The organism is Kitasatospora sp. NPDC054768 (assembly GCF_053612025.1).
The window spans coordinates 1-15832 of the sequence record NZ_JBSHBN010000028.1; the positions used below are offsets into that span (position 1 = coordinate 1).

Here is a 15832-nt window from a genome sequence, read left to right on the forward strand (position 1 = left end):
GTATCGGCCGGGTCGGGCCCTCTCGCACGGGTGCGGGTGCAAGGGCGGGTGCGGGTGCGCTTCAGGAGATGTGCAGCGTGGCGGCACCGGTGGGCGAGGCCGTCGGCGAGCCCGTGGGCGAGGGGGAGGAGGAGGGGGAGGCCGTCGGGGAGGCCGAGCCGGGCGGGGTGGGCAGCGTGTAGACGTTGTTCGGCGAGACGATCTGGGTGACCGCCCGCGCCAGGAACGTCGAGGGCTCCGAACCGTCGTGCAGGATGTCGGTGTTGAGGAGGATGGCCAGGCTGGCCTTGGCCTGCGGCAGGTAGATCACCACGCTCTCGTACCCGGGCAGCGAGCCGTTGTGGCCGATCCACCCGTGGGTGGTGAACACCCCGAAGCCGTAGCCGAGGTCGGGGGTCGGCCCGACCGGCACGAACTTCAGCCGCTCCGCCTGGGTGGCGGGCTTGAGCAGCGGCTCCCCGGTGGCCAGCACCTTCGACCAGGTCTGAAGGTCGGTGAGGCCGGAGATGACGGCGCCGGCCGCCCAGCCCCAGGACGGGTTCCAGGTGGTGGCGTCCTCGACCGCGCCGCTGGCCGTCTGGTTGGTGTAGCCGTGGGCGTGCGGGTCCGGGAAGGCCGCGTCGGTCGGCAGGCTGGTCCTGGTGAGCCCGGCCGGGGTGAACACCTGCTGGTTGAGGAAGTCCTGGAGCGGCTGCCCGCCGACCTTCTCGACCACCAGGCCGAGCAGGATCAGGTTGGTGTTGGAGTACTCGAACTGGGCGTTCGGCGCGAAGTTCGCCGGGTGCTTGAACGCGTACGCGAGCAACTGGTCCGGAGTGAAGGGCCGGTTCGGGTCGCTGAAGAACGCCTGCTGGAAGTCGGAGTCCAGGGTGTAGTTGAACAGGCCGCTGCGCATCTCGCCGAGCTCGCGCAGGGTGATGCCGTCACCGCCGGGCACGTTCGGGACGTACTTGGAGATCGGGTCGTCCAGGCCCACCTTGCCCTGGTCCACCAGCCGCAGGACGCCGGTGGCGGTGAAGGTCTTGGACACGCTGCCGATCCGCATGTACAGGTTGGGCGACATCGGCGTCCCGGAATCCTTGTCGGCGACGCCGAAGGTGCGCTGGTAGCTGCCGTCGGGGGTGGTGTAGCCGACGATCACCCCGGGGATGGAGACCTCGCTCATCACCTGCTTGATCGCGTCGTCCAGACGGCTCGTGACGTCCGGGGTGAGCGGCACCACCGCGCCGGTGGCGCTGCCCGTCGGCGTGGCGGTCGGGCTCAGCGCGGCCGGTTCGGCGGTGACGGCCGGACCGGCCTGCCGCGCGGGCTCCGTGCTCCCGGAGCAGGCGGAGACGGCGAGCAGGCCGCTCAGCGCGAGGGCGGCGGAGGCCACCCGTACGGACCGGGGGACGGCCGGGCGCGAAGAGCGGTGGACCCGCACGGAGCGGGGAACGGCCGGTCGGGGCCGTCGGGTGTCGGTCATCGGCGCAGGCGCCTCTCTGGGGCGGACGGCCCCTTGGCGAAGGGCCCCGGAGCGCTGCCCGGCAGGCCGGGGCGCTGCTCCACGGGGGCGCGGGGGAGCGTCGCCACCGTAAGCACCGCCGCCGTGCGGGCGCGCGCGGGATCGAGGCCCGGCTGGACCGAACGGGAGCGCGCTCAGCCGGGTGCCCCGTCCGGCTGGCGGCCCGGTGCCACCCACCCCCGGTGGCATCACGCAACCCCGGCCGGCGCCCCGTCGGACGGTGTCGCGGCGGCCGCCCCGCGCTCGGCCGGACGGGTGAGCACCGGCATGCCGCACCCGCCGTCGGCCGCTGCTCGGGCACGATCGTTCAGCCCAGCTGTGGCCGCCCTTAAGAATTCCTCGATGGACCGCACCCCCTCCGACCAGGCAGATTTCTGCCTGCCCGGAGTGCGACCGTCAGGAACGGCCGAACCGGGCCCCTCGGCCTGCCCGACCCCCGAAGGCCGTCCCCGCGCACGTCAGGAGCCGTTGCCGTGAAGGCACTCGTCAAGCAGCAGGCCGAGCCCGGCCTCTGGATGATCGATGTCCCGAAGCCCGAGATCGGCCCCGGCGAGGTGCTGATCAAGGTGCTGCGGACCGGCATCTGCGGCACCGACCTGCACATCCGCAAGTGGGACGGCTGGGCCCAGCAGACCATCAGGACCCCGCTGGTGCTGGGCCACGAGTTCGTCGGCGAGGTCGCCGAGCTCGGCGCCGGCGTCGCGGACATCGCGGTCGGCGACCTGGTCAGCGGCGAGGGCCACCTGGTCTGCGGCAAGTGCCGCAACTGCCTGGCCGGCCGCCGCCACCTGTGCCGCAACACCGTCGGCCTGGGCGTCAACCGTGACGGCGCCTTCGCCGAGTACGTGGCGCTGCCCGCCTCCAACGTCTGGGTGCACCGGGTGCCGGTCGACCTGGACGTGGCCGCGATCTTCGACCCGTTCGGCAACGCCGTGCACACCGCGCTGTCCTTCCCGCTGGTCGGCGAGGACGTGCTGGTCACCGGCGCCGGTCCGATCGGCATCATGGCCGCCGCCGTCGCCAAGCACGCCGGCGCCCGCAACGTGATGATCACCGACGTCTCCCCGTACCGCCTCGACCTGGCCCGCCGGGTCGGTGTGACGCTGGCGCTCGACGTCTCCGAGCACACCATCGAGGAGGGCCAGCAGAAGCTGGGCCTGCGCGAGGGCTTCGACGTCGGCCTGGAGATGTCCGGCCGTCCCGAGGCGATGCAGTCGATGATCGCCAACATGACCCACGGCGGGAAGATCGCCATGCTCGGCCTGCCCGCCGAGCAGTTCCCGGTGGACTGGGCCTCGATCGTCACCTCGATGATCACCATCAAGGGCATCTACGGCCGCGAGATGTTCGAGACCTGGTACGCGATGTCCGTGCTGCTGGAGGGCGGCCTGGACCTCAGCCCGGTGATCACCGGCCGCTACGCCGCCACCGACTTCGAGGCCGCGTTCGACGACGCCGCGGGCGGCAACTGCGGCAAGATCATCCTCGACTGGACCGCCTGAGCCCGCCCCAGCCCCGCCGAACTGCTCCCGCCGAACTGCTTAAGGAGACCGCAGTGTTCGACAACGTGCGTGCCGACGTCGCCGCCACCCTGGACGAGATCCGCGAGGCCGGCCTGTTCAAGCCCGAGCGGGTGATCGGAAGCCCGCAGAGCGCCGCCGTCACCGTGACCGGCGGCGGCCGCCCGGGCGAGGTGCTGAACTTCTGCGCCAACAACTACCTCGGCCTGGCCGACCACCCCGAGGTGCTCGCCGCGGCCAAGGACGCCCTGGACCGCTGGGGCTACGGGATGGCCTCGGTCCGCTTCATCTGCGGCACCCAGGACGTCCACAAGGAGCTGGAGGACCGCCTCTCGGCCTTCCTCGGCCAGGAGGACACGATCCTCTACTCCTCCTGCTTCGACGCCAACGGCGGTGTCTTCGAGACCCTGCTGGACGACCGCGACGCCGTCATCTCCGACGCGCTGAACCACGCCAGCATCATCGACGGCATCCGGCTCAGCAAGGCCCGCCGCCACCGCTACGCCAACCGTGACCTGGCCGACCTGGAGAAGCAGCTCCAGGACACCCAGGACGCCCGCCGCCGCCTGATCGTCACCGACGGCGTGTTCTCGATGGACGGCTACGTCGCCCCGCTGCGCGAGATCTGCGACCTGGCCGACCGCTACGACGCCATGGTCATGGTGGACGACTCGCACGCCGTCGGCTTCGTCGGCGCGGGCGGCCGGGGCACCCCGGAGCTGCACGGCGTGATGGACCGCGTGGACATCATCACCGGCACCCTCGGCAAGGCGCTCGGCGGCGCCTCCGGCGGCTACGTCGCCGCCCGCCGGGAGATCGTCGCCCTGCTGCGCCAGCGCTCCCGCCCGTACCTGTTCTCCAACTCGCTGGCCCCGGTGATCGCGGCCGCCTCGCTCAAGGTGCTCGACCTGGTCGAGAAGTCCAACGAGCTGCGCGAGCGGCTCGCGGCCAACACGGCGCTGTTCCGGACGCGGATGACCGAGGCCGGGTTCGAGATCCTGCCCGGCGACCACCCGATCGCCCCGGTGATGATCGGCGACGCGGCCGAGGCCGGCCGGCTCGCCGAACTGCTGCTGGAGCGCGGCGTGTACGTGATCGGCTTCTCCTACCCGGTGGTGCCGCACGGCCAGGCCCGGATCCGGGTGCAGCTGTCCGCGGCGCACTCCACCGAGGACGTCGAGCGCGCCGTCGCGGCCTTCGTGGACGCGCGCGCCGCCCTGGAGGGCTGACCTCCACCCAGGCTGCCCGTGGGCCGGACCGCGCGGAACCGGACCGGCCCACGGGCTCACAACCGCCGCGCGGCGGGGGCTGATCGACGCGCCCGCCGCACGGCCCCCGGACCACCTGCCCCACCCTCCCGCAACGGGGGCGGGACGCCGGCCCCGCCGACGTCCCGCCCCCGTCGTGGTTCCCGGAGGACGGCTGCCGGTCAGTCGTCCTCGTTCTCGCCCTGGTCGTCGCCGCCGCTCCGGTGGAACCCGGCGGGCTTGGCGAAGACCTGGCCGTTCTCGACCGCCGGGCCGGTGCCGCCGGTGACCAGGTTGCCGCTGGTCGAGTCGAACACCACGGTGTTCCCCGAGGCGGAGACGAACGGCTGCGTCGACGAGCCGTTGCCGAGCGAGCCGTCCGGCGCGGCGGCGACCCGCTCGGTGCGGCCGGTGCGCAGGTCCTGGCGGTAGACGTCCCAGCCCGGGTGCTGGGGGCCGGCCACCAGGTTGTCGGCGGCGGACTCGAAGTAGATCCAGCGGTTGTCGGCGGTGATCGAGCCGTGGTCGGAGGAGCCGACCGAGCTGGTGCCGGGCAGGCCGCCGCTGACCTTCGTCACGGTGCCGGTCCGCAGGTCCCGCACGTGGAGCACGGTGTGGTAGCGGTGGCCGCCGGTCGAGCCGCCGGGCTCGGACAGGGTGTAGATCGCGCGCCGCCCGTCGGGGCTGATCGTCGCCTCGAAGCTGGAGCTGCCGATCGTGCCGTCGAGGCCCGCGCTCACCGGTGTGAGCGTCCGGGAGCGGACGTCGTAGGTGTAGTAGGGGGCGGCGGTCGGGCGGGCCAGGCTCGGCTGCGCCGCGGACTGCGGGACGCTGCGGCGCGCGGCCTCGGCGGCGCTCGGGGTGAGCTCCACGTCGGTGGAGGCGGAGGTGGAGGCGGGGGCGGAGGCCGAGGCCGCCGCCGCGGCGGTCGCGGCGGCGAGGCCGGGGGCCTGCTCGTCCGGCAGCAGGCTGGAGATGGAGCCGAAGCCGATGGTGCGGCCGTCCGCGCTGATCGTCGGTCGGAAGGACGTGCTCTCGCCCGGCTTGCCGTTCACGTCGTGGGAGACCAGCCGGGTGGTGTGGGTCCAGCGGTCGGTGAGGTAGACGTTGATCTTCCAGGTGTAGGGCCGGGCGAGCGAGGGCTCGGGGGTGGGCTCCGGCTCGGGGTCCACGACGGTCGGGTCCAGGTCGGTCCGGGAGGACACGTAGACCACGTACCGGCCGTTGCCGCTGACCTGCGCGTTGTACGAGGAGTGGTACTGGTCGGTGTCGGTGTTGGTGGGGCTGCTGCTGACCAGCTCGGTGCGGCCGGTCCTGCGGTCCCTGATGTACACCTCGGTGCGGTTCTTGACCTGCGCGCCGGGCGCCACGTTCTCGTCCTCGCTCTCGAAGACGACGTAGCGGCCGTCGGCGCTGATCCCGGCCTGGTCGGTCGAGCCGCTCAGCGCCCCGCCCGCGTCGGACAGGTTGACCTGTTCGAGGCGGCCGGTGCGCAGGTCCTTCACATAGGCGTTGCTCCAGCCCACCGAGGGGTGGGGCAGCAGGTTCGTGGCCCGGGAGGTGAACAGGGCGTAGCGGCCGTTCGCGCTGATGCCCTGGGCCGTCGACTGGTTGTCGGGCGCCGCGCCGTTCGGCCCGAGGCTGACCTGGGTGGTGCCGCGCGGCACCGGGCCGGCCTGGGCCGGGGCGGCGGCGACGGCGAGCAGGGCGGCCGCGACCAGGACGCTGCCGCCGCCCGACAGCCACCGGTTGCGGGTCGTCCGGGTGGTTCGTGTCATGAAGGTGTTCCTCCCCAGCGATCACCCGGCCGGGCTCCCTCCCGGCGACGGGCTTTCGGCAGAGCCAATCGTCGGGAGGGCCGGGGGGTCAACGCCCTCCGGTGATGTCGGCGGAAAATACGTCAACGGACGTATGCGGCAAGGGAATCAAGCCATTCGGATCATCACGGGTGGCGCACGAAGACGTCCGCGGCAGCGTTGGTGTCGCCCGGGACCAGGTCGCCGTCGTCGGCGGTGAAGACCACCGTCCCGCCGCCGGCGTCCACGAACGGGTCCGAGGAGTCGGAGGTGTTCTGCCCGCCGTCCCGGGTGAGGCTGACCCGTTCGATCGCGCCGGTCCGCAGGTCGCGGCGGAAGACGTCGTTGACGCCGTTGGTGTCGCCGGGGACGAGGTTGTCGGCGGCGGAGTCGAAGTAGACCCAGTGGCCGTCGAAGGTCATGGCGGGGTCCTGGGCGCTCGCGGTGGTCGTGGTGCCGGGCAGGAAGGCGTTGAGCCGCGTCAGCCGGCCGGTGGCCAGTTCCCGGGCGTACAGGTCCGACCGGAAGTGGTTGGAGCCGGGCCCGCCGACGCGGAACGGCAGGCCGAACAGGGCGTAGCGGCCGTCGGGGCTGATCCGGGAGCCCCTGCTGACGCCGCGCAGGGTGCCCTCGTCGTCCACGCTGGCGCCGGAGACCTTCCCGGTGTCGGCCTTCCAGACGAAGTACGGGTAGAAGCGGGCCGGGGCCAGCCCGGGTGCACTGGCGTCGGCGTCGGCGTCGATGTCGGCGCCGGGGGCGGCATCGGGGCCGGCGGCCGGGGCCTGCGGGAGCAGGTTGGTCGCCCGGGAGGTGAAGCCGACGGTGGCGCCGTCCGCGCTGATCGTCACGCCGTAGGAGGTGTTGTTGGCGGCCCCGCCGTCCGCACCGGTGGTGACCACCCGGGTGGTGCCGGTCCAGCGGTCGGTGACGAGCACGTTGAAGTGGCGCGGGTCCGAGCCCGGGGCGAGGTCGGTGCGGTTGGAGGTGTAGGCGACGTAGCGGCCGTCCCGGCTCAGGGACGGGGTGTCGGAGTAGCCGTCGCCGTCGCTGGGCCCGCCCCCGGTGACCAGCTCGGTGCGGCCGGTCCAGCGGTCGCGGACGAAGACGTCGCTGTAGTGCCTGGGCTGGCCGGGCACCACGTTGGTGGCGCTGGTGCTGAAGGCCACGAACCGGCCGTCGGCGCTGATCGAGGCGTCCGCGGTGGGTGCGTCCAGCCGGGAGCCGTCGTCGGCGACGCTGACCCGTTCGACGTGTCCGCTGCGCAGGTCGCGGACGTAGACCTCCTCGGAGTTCGGGGTGCCGGGCCCGGGCAGCAGGTCGGCCGCGGTCGAGGTGAACAGCGCGGAGCGGCCGTCCTCGCTCAGTCCGATCGCGATCGAACGCCCGTTGATCTGCCCGCCCTTGGCGGTCTCGCTGACCCGGGCGGTGTCGCCCTTGGGCGGCTTGGCCTCGGCGGCGGGCAGCGCCGCTCCGGCGGCCACGGCGGTGGCGGCCAGGACGGCGGCGGTGCGGGCGAGCCGGCGTCGGGTGCGTGCGTGCGTCATGGATCGTCCTCCCCTGATGGCGGTCCCGGGCCCACGGCCCCCGCGGCCCGGTCCGGGAGAGCCAAGCGTCGTGCGGACGGTCGGTCAACGACCGGTGGCGATTCCGCCCGGAAATACGCCACCGGTCGTATCCCGCAAGGGAGTCACGGCATCGGATCGTCGGGGCCTCGGGGCCTCGGGGCCTCAGGGCGCGTCAGGCCGTCACAGGCGGCGCAGGAAGACGTCCAGCACCTGGTTGGTGTCGCCCGGCACCAGGTCGCCGTCGTCGGCGGTGAAGAGCACCGTGTCGCCGGTGGCGTCCACGAACGTGCTGAAGGACGAGGAGGTGCTCTGCCCGCCGTCCCGGGTGAGACTGACCCGTTCGATCCGGCCGGTCCACAGGTCGCGGCGGAAGATGTCGCTGGCGCCGTTGGTGTCGCCGGGGACCAGGGTTTCGGCGCTGGAGTCGAAGTAGACCCAGTGGCTGTCGGCCGTCATGACGCCGTCGGACGAGGACCACCTGGTGCTGGTGCCCGGCAGGTCGGTGTTGACCTTGGTGACCTTGCCGGTGGCCAGCTCGTGGACGTACACGTCCAGCCGGATGCCGTGGGCCGGGCCGGGGAAGCCGCCGATGAACACCGGGACGCTGTAGATCGCGAAGCGGCCGTCCGGGCTGACCCGGGCGTCGTAGGAGACGCCGATCAGCTCGCCGGCGTCGTTCAGGCTGGCGCCGATGATCTTTCCGGTGTCGGCCTTCCAGACGTAGCACCGGTAGTAGTGGGGCCCGGCCAGCTGGGGCGAGTCGGCGGCGGGGTCGGCGTTGGTGGCGCTGCCGGCGCCGGCGCCGGCGCCGGCGCCGGGGTCGGTGGCCGGGGGCTCCGGCAGCAGGTTGCCCGCGCGGGAGGTGAAGGCGACGGTGGAGCCGTCCGCGCTGATCGTCGGGGCGAAGGAGCCGTTGTCGGCACCCTCGCCGTCCGCGCCGACGGTGACCAGCCGGCTGGTGCGGGTCCAGCGGTCGGTGACGTAGACGTTGTTCCTGCCGCGCCGCACGGTGCCCGGGGCGAGGTCGCTGCGGTTGGAGACGTAGGTGACGTAGCGGCCGTCGCGGCTGATGCTGGGACTGACGGCCCCGAACCCGCTCTGGCCGTCGGTGCTCGGCACGGCGGCGGCGGTGACCAGCTCGGTGCGGCCGGTCCAGCGGTCGCGGACGAAGATGTCGCTGGGGTGGCTCGGTTGGCCGGGCACCACGTTGGTGGCGGTGGTGCTGAAGGCCACGAACCGGCCGTCGGCGCTGATCGAGGCGTCGGTGGTGGCGGCGTTCAGCGCGGAGCCGTCGTCGGCGACGCTGACCTTCTCGATGTGCCCGTTGCGCAGATCGCGGACGTAGACCTCGTCCGTGTTCGGGGTGCCAGGCCCGGGCAGCAGATCGGTCGCGGCGGAGGTGAAGAGTGCGGAGCGGCCGTCCTCGCTCAGCCCGAGCGGCGTCGAGTAGGCGTTGAGCTGGGCGCCCTTGGCGGTCTCGCTGACCCGGGCGGTGTCGCCCTTGGGCGGCTTGGCCTCGGCGGCGGGCAGCGCCGCTCCGGCGGCCACGGCGGTGGCGGCCAGGACGGCGGCGGCGCGGGCCGGCCATCTGCGGGTGCGTGCGGTGGTCATGGAACGTCCTCCCCTGGGATCGCCCGGCCGCGCTCCCTCCCGGCGGCGGGCCCTCGCAGAGCCAACCGTCGGGAGGGCCGGTGGTCAACGGCCGGGGGTGATCCCGTCCGGAAATACGTCAACGGACGTATCCCGCAAGGGAGTCATGCCCTTACAGGCGGCGCCGGAAGACGTCCGTGGTGGCGCTGTCGGCGACGGGCGCCAGGTTGCCGTCCTCGGCGCTGAACAGCAGGGTCGTGTCGTCGGCGTCGACCTGCGGGAAGAAGGCGGAGGTGGTGCTCTGCGAGCCGTCCTGGGTGAGGGTGACCCGCTCGGTGTGCCCGCTGCGCAGGTCGGTGCGGAAGATGTCGGCCTGCCCGTTCGTGTCGCCGGGCACCAGGTCGGCGACGTCGGAGGTGAAGTACACCCAGCGGTCGTTTAGCGGCATGACGGGGTTGGAGGAGGATTCGAGGGTGCTGCCGGACAGCGGCTTGTTGACCTTGGTGGTCCGGCCGGTGGCCAGCTCGCGGGCGTAGACGTCCTGGTGGACACCGTGCGAGCCGGGCCGGCCGCCCTCCTCGTAGACCGTGTAGAGCGCGTAGCGGCCGGAGGGGCTGATCCGTCCGTCGTTGCCGGCGCCGATGAGCTCGCCGGTCCCGTCGAAGCTGGCGCCGGTGATCTTCCCGGTGCGGGCGTCCCAGACGTAGTACGGGTAGGCGCGGATTCCGGTCAGCTCGGCGCCGTCGGCGGTGTCGGCCGCGGAGGCGGCGGCTTGGGTGGCTCGGTCGGCTCGGTCGGCGAGCGAGGGCGGGGTCTGGTCGGCCGGGAGCAGGTTGCCGGCCCGCGAGGTGAAGCCGATGACGGTGCCGTCGGCGCTGATCGTCGGGCGGGAGGAGTTGTGGTCGGCCGGGGTGCCGTCCGCCCCGGTGCTGACCACCCGGGTGGTGCGGGTCCAGCGGTCGGTGACGAAGACGTTGAACCTGCCGCGGCGCACGCCGGGTGCGAGGTCGGTGCGGTCGGAGGAGTAGACCACGTAGCGGCCGTCCCCGCTGATGGCGGCGTCGAAGGCGTTGCGGGCGCTCTGGTCGTCGCCCGCGCCGGAGGTGCCGTCGCCGGTGGTGACCAGCTCGGTGCGGCCGGTCCAGCGGTCCCGGACGAAGACGTCGGTGGGGTGCTTCGGTTGGCCGGGCACCACGTTGCCGGCATAGCTGCTGAACGCCACGTACCGGCCGTTGCCGCTGATCGCCGCGTCGTCGGTGCCGGCGTCCAGCGCGGAGCCGTCGGCGGCGACGCTGATCCGCTCGGTGCGGCCGTTGCGCAGGTCCCGGACGTAGACGTCGCCGACGGCCCCGGCGCCGCCGGGCAGCAGGTTGGTCGCCGACGAGGAGAACAGCGCGTACCGGCCGTCGCCGCTCAGCCCGAGCGCGAACGAGGGCCCGTTCAGGGCCTCGCCCTTGGCGCCCTCGCTGACCCGGGCGGTGTCGCCCTTGGGCGGGCGGGCCTCGGCGGCGGGCATCGCGGCTCCGGCCGCTGTGACGGCCGCCAGGACGGCGGCGGTACGGGCCAGTCGGCGGCGGGTGCGTGCAGTGGTCATCGATCGTCCTCCCCTGATGACTGCCCCGGGCCCTCGGCCCCCCGTGGCCCGGTCGGCACGAGCCAAGCGCCGCGCGGACGTCCGGTCAACGGACTGGAGCGATCTCGTCCGGAAATGCGCCACCGCTCGTGTCCCCGGCCGTAACCGCTGCTCCGGCGGGCCCGCTCGGCCCGCCCGGGTTCCGGCCCCGCCGGTCCGGCACGCCGCGCCGCGCTGGCAGAATTGGTCCGTGATCGACGCACGACGGCTGCGGACCCTTCGGGCCGTGGCGGACCACCGCACCGTGACCGCCGCGGCGGCCGCCCTCTACCTGACCCCCTCCGCGGTCTCCCAGCAGCTGGCCGCCCTGGAGCAGGAGACCGGCCACCACCTGCTCGCCCGGGAGGGCCGGGGCGTACGGCTGACCGCCGCCGGGGAGATCCTGCTGGGCCACGCCGACGTGGTGCTCGCCCAGCTGGAGCGCGCCGAGGCCGACCTCGCCGCGTACAGCGCGGGCGTCTCCGGGGAGGTCACCGTCGCCTCCTTCGCGACCGCCATCGCCTCGGTGCTCGCCCCCGCCGTCGGCCTGCTCGCCGAGCGCGCCCCCGGGGTGCGGCTCAAGGTGCTGGACGCCGAGGGCGACGCCAGCCTGCCGATGGTGCTGGACGGCCGGGCCGACCTCGCGGTGGCCGTCGAGTACCGGGGCGCCCCGCGCGCCGACGACGCCCGGCTGACCCGGGTGCCGCTGTACGCCGAGCCCTTCGAGGCCGTCCTGCCGCTCGGCCACCGGCTGGCCGACGAGTCCGGCCCGCTGGCCGTCGCCGCGCTGGCCGACGAGCCGTGGATCGGGCCGTACCCGGGCAACCCCTGCCACGACGTGGTGCTGCTGGCCTGCGAGCACGCCGGGTTCCAGCCTCGGCTGCTGCACTCCTCCGACGACTTCCGGGCGGTGGTGGCGCTCGCCTCGGCGGGCCTCGGGGTGGCGCTGGTCCCGCGCTCGGCGCTGCGCGGCGTCGATCTCCGCGAGGTCGCGGTGCGGCCGGTGGACAGCGAGCTCGCCACCCGGCGGGTCTTCGCCGCCGTCCGGACCGGTGCCGACGGGCACCCGCTGGTCCGGCCGGTCCTGGACTCCCTCGCGCAGGCGGCGGCCGCGGGCGCGTGAGCCGACCGCGCGCGGGGCGGCTGCGGGCCCTGCGGCCCTCGGCGTCTGCGGCTGCTCGGGCCCTGCGGCTGCTCGGCGTCCCGGGTCGGGCGGCCCGCCGTGGTGTTTCCGGCGTGGCGTCCCGGCCCGGGCGGCCGTGCAGCCGCTGGTCCGTGCGGGCGGTCGAGGTTCGGTGCCCCCCTCGGGACCGCCCCCGCTAAACGGTACCGACCGGTACCGACTGGAGGACGGTACCGACCGGTACCGTTTGGCGTCAAGAGTGGATAGAATCCGCCGCGTGGCAGTCAACGCACGGGCGCGCCTGCTGAGCACGGCCGAAACCCTCTTCTACGCGAACGGCATCCGCGCGGTCGGAGTGGAGCGCATCCTCTCCGAGTCCGGCGTGGGCCGGGCGTCCTTCTACCGGCACTTCACCGGCAAGGAGGAACTGGTGACCGCGGTCCTGGAGGGCCGCGACGTCCGGTGGCGGGCGTGGCTCTCCGAGCGGGTCGCGGCCCACGGCGGCCACCCGCTGCACGTCTTCGACGCGCTGGCCGAACGGTTCGCGACCCAGGACTTCCGCGGCTGCGTCGCGATCAACACGATGACCGAGATCGCCGACCCGGCCAGCCCGGCCCGCCGGATGGCGGCCCTGCACAAGACCCGCGTCATCGACCTGGTCGAGCGGCTGATGCGGGACGCCGGCGTCCCCGAGCCCGGGGAGCGCGCCCGGCAGTTCGCCCTCCTGATGGACGGCGCCATCGTCACCGCCCTGCGCGAGGGCACCCCGGACGCCGCCTGGCGGGCCCGCGGCATCGCCGAGGCCCTGCTGGCCGCCTGAAGCCCGAAGCCTGAAGCCTGAAGCCTGAAGCCTGAAGCCCGAAGCCCGAAGCCCGAAGCCCGAAGCCCGAAGCCCGAAGCCCGAAGCCTGGAGCCCGAAGCCTGAGCCTGAGCCTGAAGCGGCGGTCCGGGCGGACCGGGCCGGCGCGCCCCGGGCTCAGGCGTGGTGCGGCGCCGCCGGGGCGCCGTCGGGGCGGACTCCGGCGAACTCGTCCAGGACGGCGACCCGCAGCTCGTGGGCGCCGTCCGGCCGGCTCTGCTCGTAGTAGAGGTACCAGCGGCCGCGGGCCGGGACGAGGTCGGCGTACCGGATGTCCAGCCAGGGGCCGTCCGGGGTGAGGCGGTGCCAGCCGCGCAGGTCGGTGGAGGCGGCCAGGCCGCAGCGCTCCTCGTAGTTGCCGGCGGCGTCCGCCGAGCCGTCGTAGAGCGCGAGCCAGCCGCCCCGGCCGTCGGGCAGGACGGTGGTGATCCGGGACTCGTAGCCGTCCCAGGCGCCGGCCGGGCCGACGTCCAGGGCCTCGGCGGCGCGGCCCGGCGGGGCGGTGAAGCGCAGCCCGTCCGGGGACACCGCGAGCGCGGTGGGCTGGACGGTGAGGCCGGTGGTGTGGATGTCGGCGTCGGCGTGGGCGCGGTCCCGCTCCTCGGGGGTGAACGGCCGGGCGCGGGAGACGGTGGCGAACAGGTGGACGCCGGCGTCGGTTTCGAGCAGGTACGGGTCCTTGACGCCCTCGGTGCCGGTGGTCGCGGCGGTGAGGACGGGGGTGCGGGTGGCGAGGTCGAAGGACTCGGGGGCGTCGGCGCGCAGGGCGTCGACGCGCCAGCGGTTGTCGGCCGGGTCGACGTAACTGAGGTGGAGCAGGTAGCCGCCGTCGCGGCGCAGCAGGGCGAGGCGTTCCATCGAGGGGGAGCCCAGCTCGTCGCGCCGGACGGACCACAGGTCGCGGAAGGCGATGCCGTCGGCGCTCTCGGCGACGGCGCAGCGCCAGCCCCGGTCGGGCCCGTGCGTCGCGCCGCGCGGGCGGCGCTCGCGGTAGGCGAGCAGGAAGCGGTCGAGGTCCGGCTCGTACCGGACGCCCGGGCAGCCGGCCCAGTAGCCGGGTTCGGGGCGCTCGGGGGCGCGGACGAGGTGGGAGGCGCCGAGGTCGGGCGCGGCGGGCAGGGCGGGGTGCGGCATGGATCCGTCCTTCGGGGGAGGGGTGTCGCGAAGTTTCTATCAGATCGATCAAAAGTCTGGGCCCGGACGCGGTGGGTCGTCGTCGACCGGCTGACCGGCGAGGTGGCCAGCTTCACCAGCAGGTCTTCTATGAAGACGATGTTTCGCCCGATGGCGATCGCACGACACCGAACGGCCGAGCCTTGACCGTTCCCCGGAGATCGCGGCTACCTTCTTCTCAGAGTCGATCAAACATGGCCGACCAGGACCCGAGGAAGCCCAGCCCCGATGACCGCCCCCAGCACCGACGCACCCGGCTACGCCGGCCTGGGCCTGTACGTCGGCGACCTCCACAACCACTGCGGCATCAGCTACGGCCACGGGAGCATCGAGGACGCCTACGCCAACGCCCGGCTCCAACTCGACTTCGCCAGCGTCACCGGCCACGGCTGGTGGCCCGACCTGCCCGAGCGCACCCCCGAACTGGCGAGCCTGGTCGACTACCACACCGAGGGCTTCGCCCGGCTGGCCCGGCTCTGGGACCACGTCCAGGACGTCACCGCCGCCGCCCACGAGGACGGCCGCTTCGTCACCTTCCAGTCCTTCGAGTGGCACAGCCTCGCCCACGGCGACCACTGCGTGTACTTCGACGGCCCGCGCGGCGAGATCATCCGGGCGGCGGACCTGGACGAACTGCGCGCCCGGCTGCGGGTGCTCGCCGCCCAGGGCGTGCGCACCTGGGCGCTGCCGCACCACATCGGCTACGGGCCGGCCCGCCGCGGCATCGACTGGGCCTCCTACACCGAGGAGTTCGCCCCGGTGGTGGAGATGATGTCGATGCACGGCTGCGCCGAGTCCGACGAGGCGCCGCGCAGCTACCTGCACACCATGGGCCCGCGCGCCGGCACCGCCACGGCCGTCCACGGCCTGCGCCTGGGCCACCGCTTCGGGCTGATCGGTTCCACCGACCACCACAGCGCCTTCCCCGGCAGCCACGGGCACGGCCGGGTGGCGGTCTGGGCCCCGGAACTGACCCGGGACGGCATCTGGAACGCCGTCCAGCAGCGCCGCGCCTACGCGATCACCGGGGACCGCATCCTGCTCGCCACCTCCGTCAACGGCGCCCCGATGGGCGCCGAGGCCGCCTCCGCCGACCGGCGCCGGATCCACGTCACCGTCCAGGGCCGGGACGCGCTCGACCACGTGGAACTGCTCCGCAACGGCGTACCCGTCCACCGGGTCAGCCGGCCCGAACTCCTCGCCGGCGCCGGTGGATCGGACGCCTTCTCCGGCACCCTGGGCTTCGCCGTCGGCTGGGGCCGGCGCGGCGAACCGGTGCACTGGGACGTCGTGCTGCGGATCGAGGGCGGGCGGCTGCTGGACGTCCAGCCCCGGTTGCGCGGCCCGGAGACCGTCGCGCCGGCCGAGGCCGAGCCGGACACCTACCGGCCGTCCTGGTGGGAGCGCACCGGGCAAGGCGAGATCCGGCTGCGGACGGTCACCGACGGCAACCCCAACACCGCCACCGACAGCACCCAGGGCTTCTCGCTGCGGATCGAGGGCGACACGCGCACCCGGCTGGTCGCCGTCGTGAACGGCGTCGAGAGCGCCCACGCCGTCGGCGAACTCCTCGCCGGCGCGCGGACCGGATTCACCGGCGGGTTCGTCTCCGGCGCCTACCGCTTCGACCGGGCCGTGCCCGACCGGGAGACGACCGCCGAGTTCGAGCTGACCGACGAACGCCCCGGCGGCGACGGGGACTTCTACCACGTGCGGGTCCGGCAGCTGAACGACCAGTGGGCCTGGTCCAGCCCGACATGGGTGGGACCGGCCGACTCCTGTAGCCGGGCCGGCTGACGCCATCCCCCGCCAGCCGGCCGCGCCCCCGGTCGATCAGTCCCGA

General features: G+C 73.9%; 11 protein-coding genes. 5 read left to right on the plus strand and 6 right to left on the minus strand.

Annotated features, from left to right (window positions below; all coding sequences use genetic code 11):
• Positions 1 to 61 precede the first annotated feature (61 nt).
• Positions 62 to 1465 carry a serine hydrolase domain-containing protein gene (locus ACWGKU_RS11395; protein ID WP_452181039.1) on the minus strand — a complete coding sequence of 468 codons (1404 nt, stop codon included), beginning with the start codon at positions 1463 to 1465 and terminating at the stop codon, positions 62 to 64.
• Positions 1466 to 1977: 512 nt separating this feature from the next.
• Here ACWGKU_RS11395 and tdh point away from each other — a divergent pair.
• Positions 1978 to 3006 carry an L-threonine 3-dehydrogenase gene (gene tdh / locus ACWGKU_RS11400; protein WP_380538282.1) on the plus strand — a complete coding sequence of 343 codons (1029 nt, stop codon included), beginning with the start codon at positions 1978 to 1980 and terminating at the stop codon, positions 3004 to 3006.
• A gap of 53 nt (positions 3007 to 3059) precedes the next feature.
• Positions 3060 to 4253 carry a glycine C-acetyltransferase gene (locus ACWGKU_RS11405; RefSeq protein WP_359911169.1) on the plus strand — a complete coding sequence of 398 codons (1194 nt, stop codon included), beginning with the start codon at positions 3060 to 3062 and terminating at the stop codon, positions 4251 to 4253.
• A 200-nt stretch (positions 4254 to 4453) separates the two neighbouring features.
• Here ACWGKU_RS11405 and ACWGKU_RS11410 read toward each other — a convergent pair whose 3' ends face one another.
• From ACWGKU_RS11410 to ACWGKU_RS11425, 4 genes are all read right to left on the minus strand, one after another.
• Positions 4454 to 6049 (minus strand): TolB family protein, encoded by a 1596-nt coding sequence (locus tag ACWGKU_RS11410; protein WP_452179809.1) that lies wholly within the window; start codon positions 6047 to 6049, stop codon positions 4454 to 4456.
• Positions 6050 to 6213: 164 nt separating this feature from the next.
• A complete protein-coding gene (locus ACWGKU_RS11415) occupies positions 6214 to 7611 on the minus strand; it encodes a TolB family protein (RefSeq protein ID WP_452179808.1) in 1398 nt (465 codons plus the stop codon).
• 201 nt (positions 7612 to 7812) lie between these two features.
• A complete protein-coding gene (locus ACWGKU_RS11420) occupies positions 7813 to 9243 on the minus strand; it encodes a TolB family protein (protein WP_452179807.1) in 1431 nt (476 codons plus the stop codon).
• Positions 9244 to 9394: 151 nt separating this feature from the next.
• A complete protein-coding gene (locus ACWGKU_RS11425) occupies positions 9395 to 10816 on the minus strand; it encodes a hypothetical protein (protein WP_452179806.1) in 1422 nt (473 codons plus the stop codon).
• A gap of 229 nt (positions 10817 to 11045) precedes the next feature.
• Between ACWGKU_RS11425 and ACWGKU_RS11430 the strand changes: the two genes are divergently transcribed.
• Both ACWGKU_RS11430 and ACWGKU_RS11435 read left to right on the plus strand, forming a co-directional pair.
• The gene (locus tag ACWGKU_RS11430; protein ID WP_401055572.1) at positions 11046 to 11957 is read left to right on the plus strand and encodes a LysR family transcriptional regulator; all 912 of its coding nucleotides are present in this window, start codon (positions 11046 to 11048) and stop codon (positions 11955 to 11957) included.
• Between the two features lie 277 nt (positions 11958 to 12234).
• Entirely contained in the window at positions 12235 to 12777 is a 543-nt protein-coding gene (locus ACWGKU_RS11435) for a TetR/AcrR family transcriptional regulator (RefSeq protein ID WP_359911187.1), read from the plus strand.
• A 156-nt stretch (positions 12778 to 12933) separates the two neighbouring features.
• Here ACWGKU_RS11435 and ACWGKU_RS11440 read toward each other — a convergent pair whose 3' ends face one another.
• Positions 12934 to 13950, minus strand: coding sequence for a hypothetical protein (locus ACWGKU_RS11440; protein WP_452179805.1), 1017 nt, complete (start codon positions 13948 to 13950; stop codon positions 12934 to 12936).
• Between the two features lie 267 nt (positions 13951 to 14217).
• On the opposite strand from ACWGKU_RS11440, the gene ACWGKU_RS11445 reads away from it, so the two are divergent.
• A complete protein-coding gene (locus ACWGKU_RS11445; protein WP_452179804.1) occupies positions 14218 to 15786 on the plus strand; it encodes a DUF3604 domain-containing protein in 1569 nt (522 codons plus the stop codon).
• The last annotated feature ends 46 nt before the right edge of the window (positions 15787 to 15832 follow it).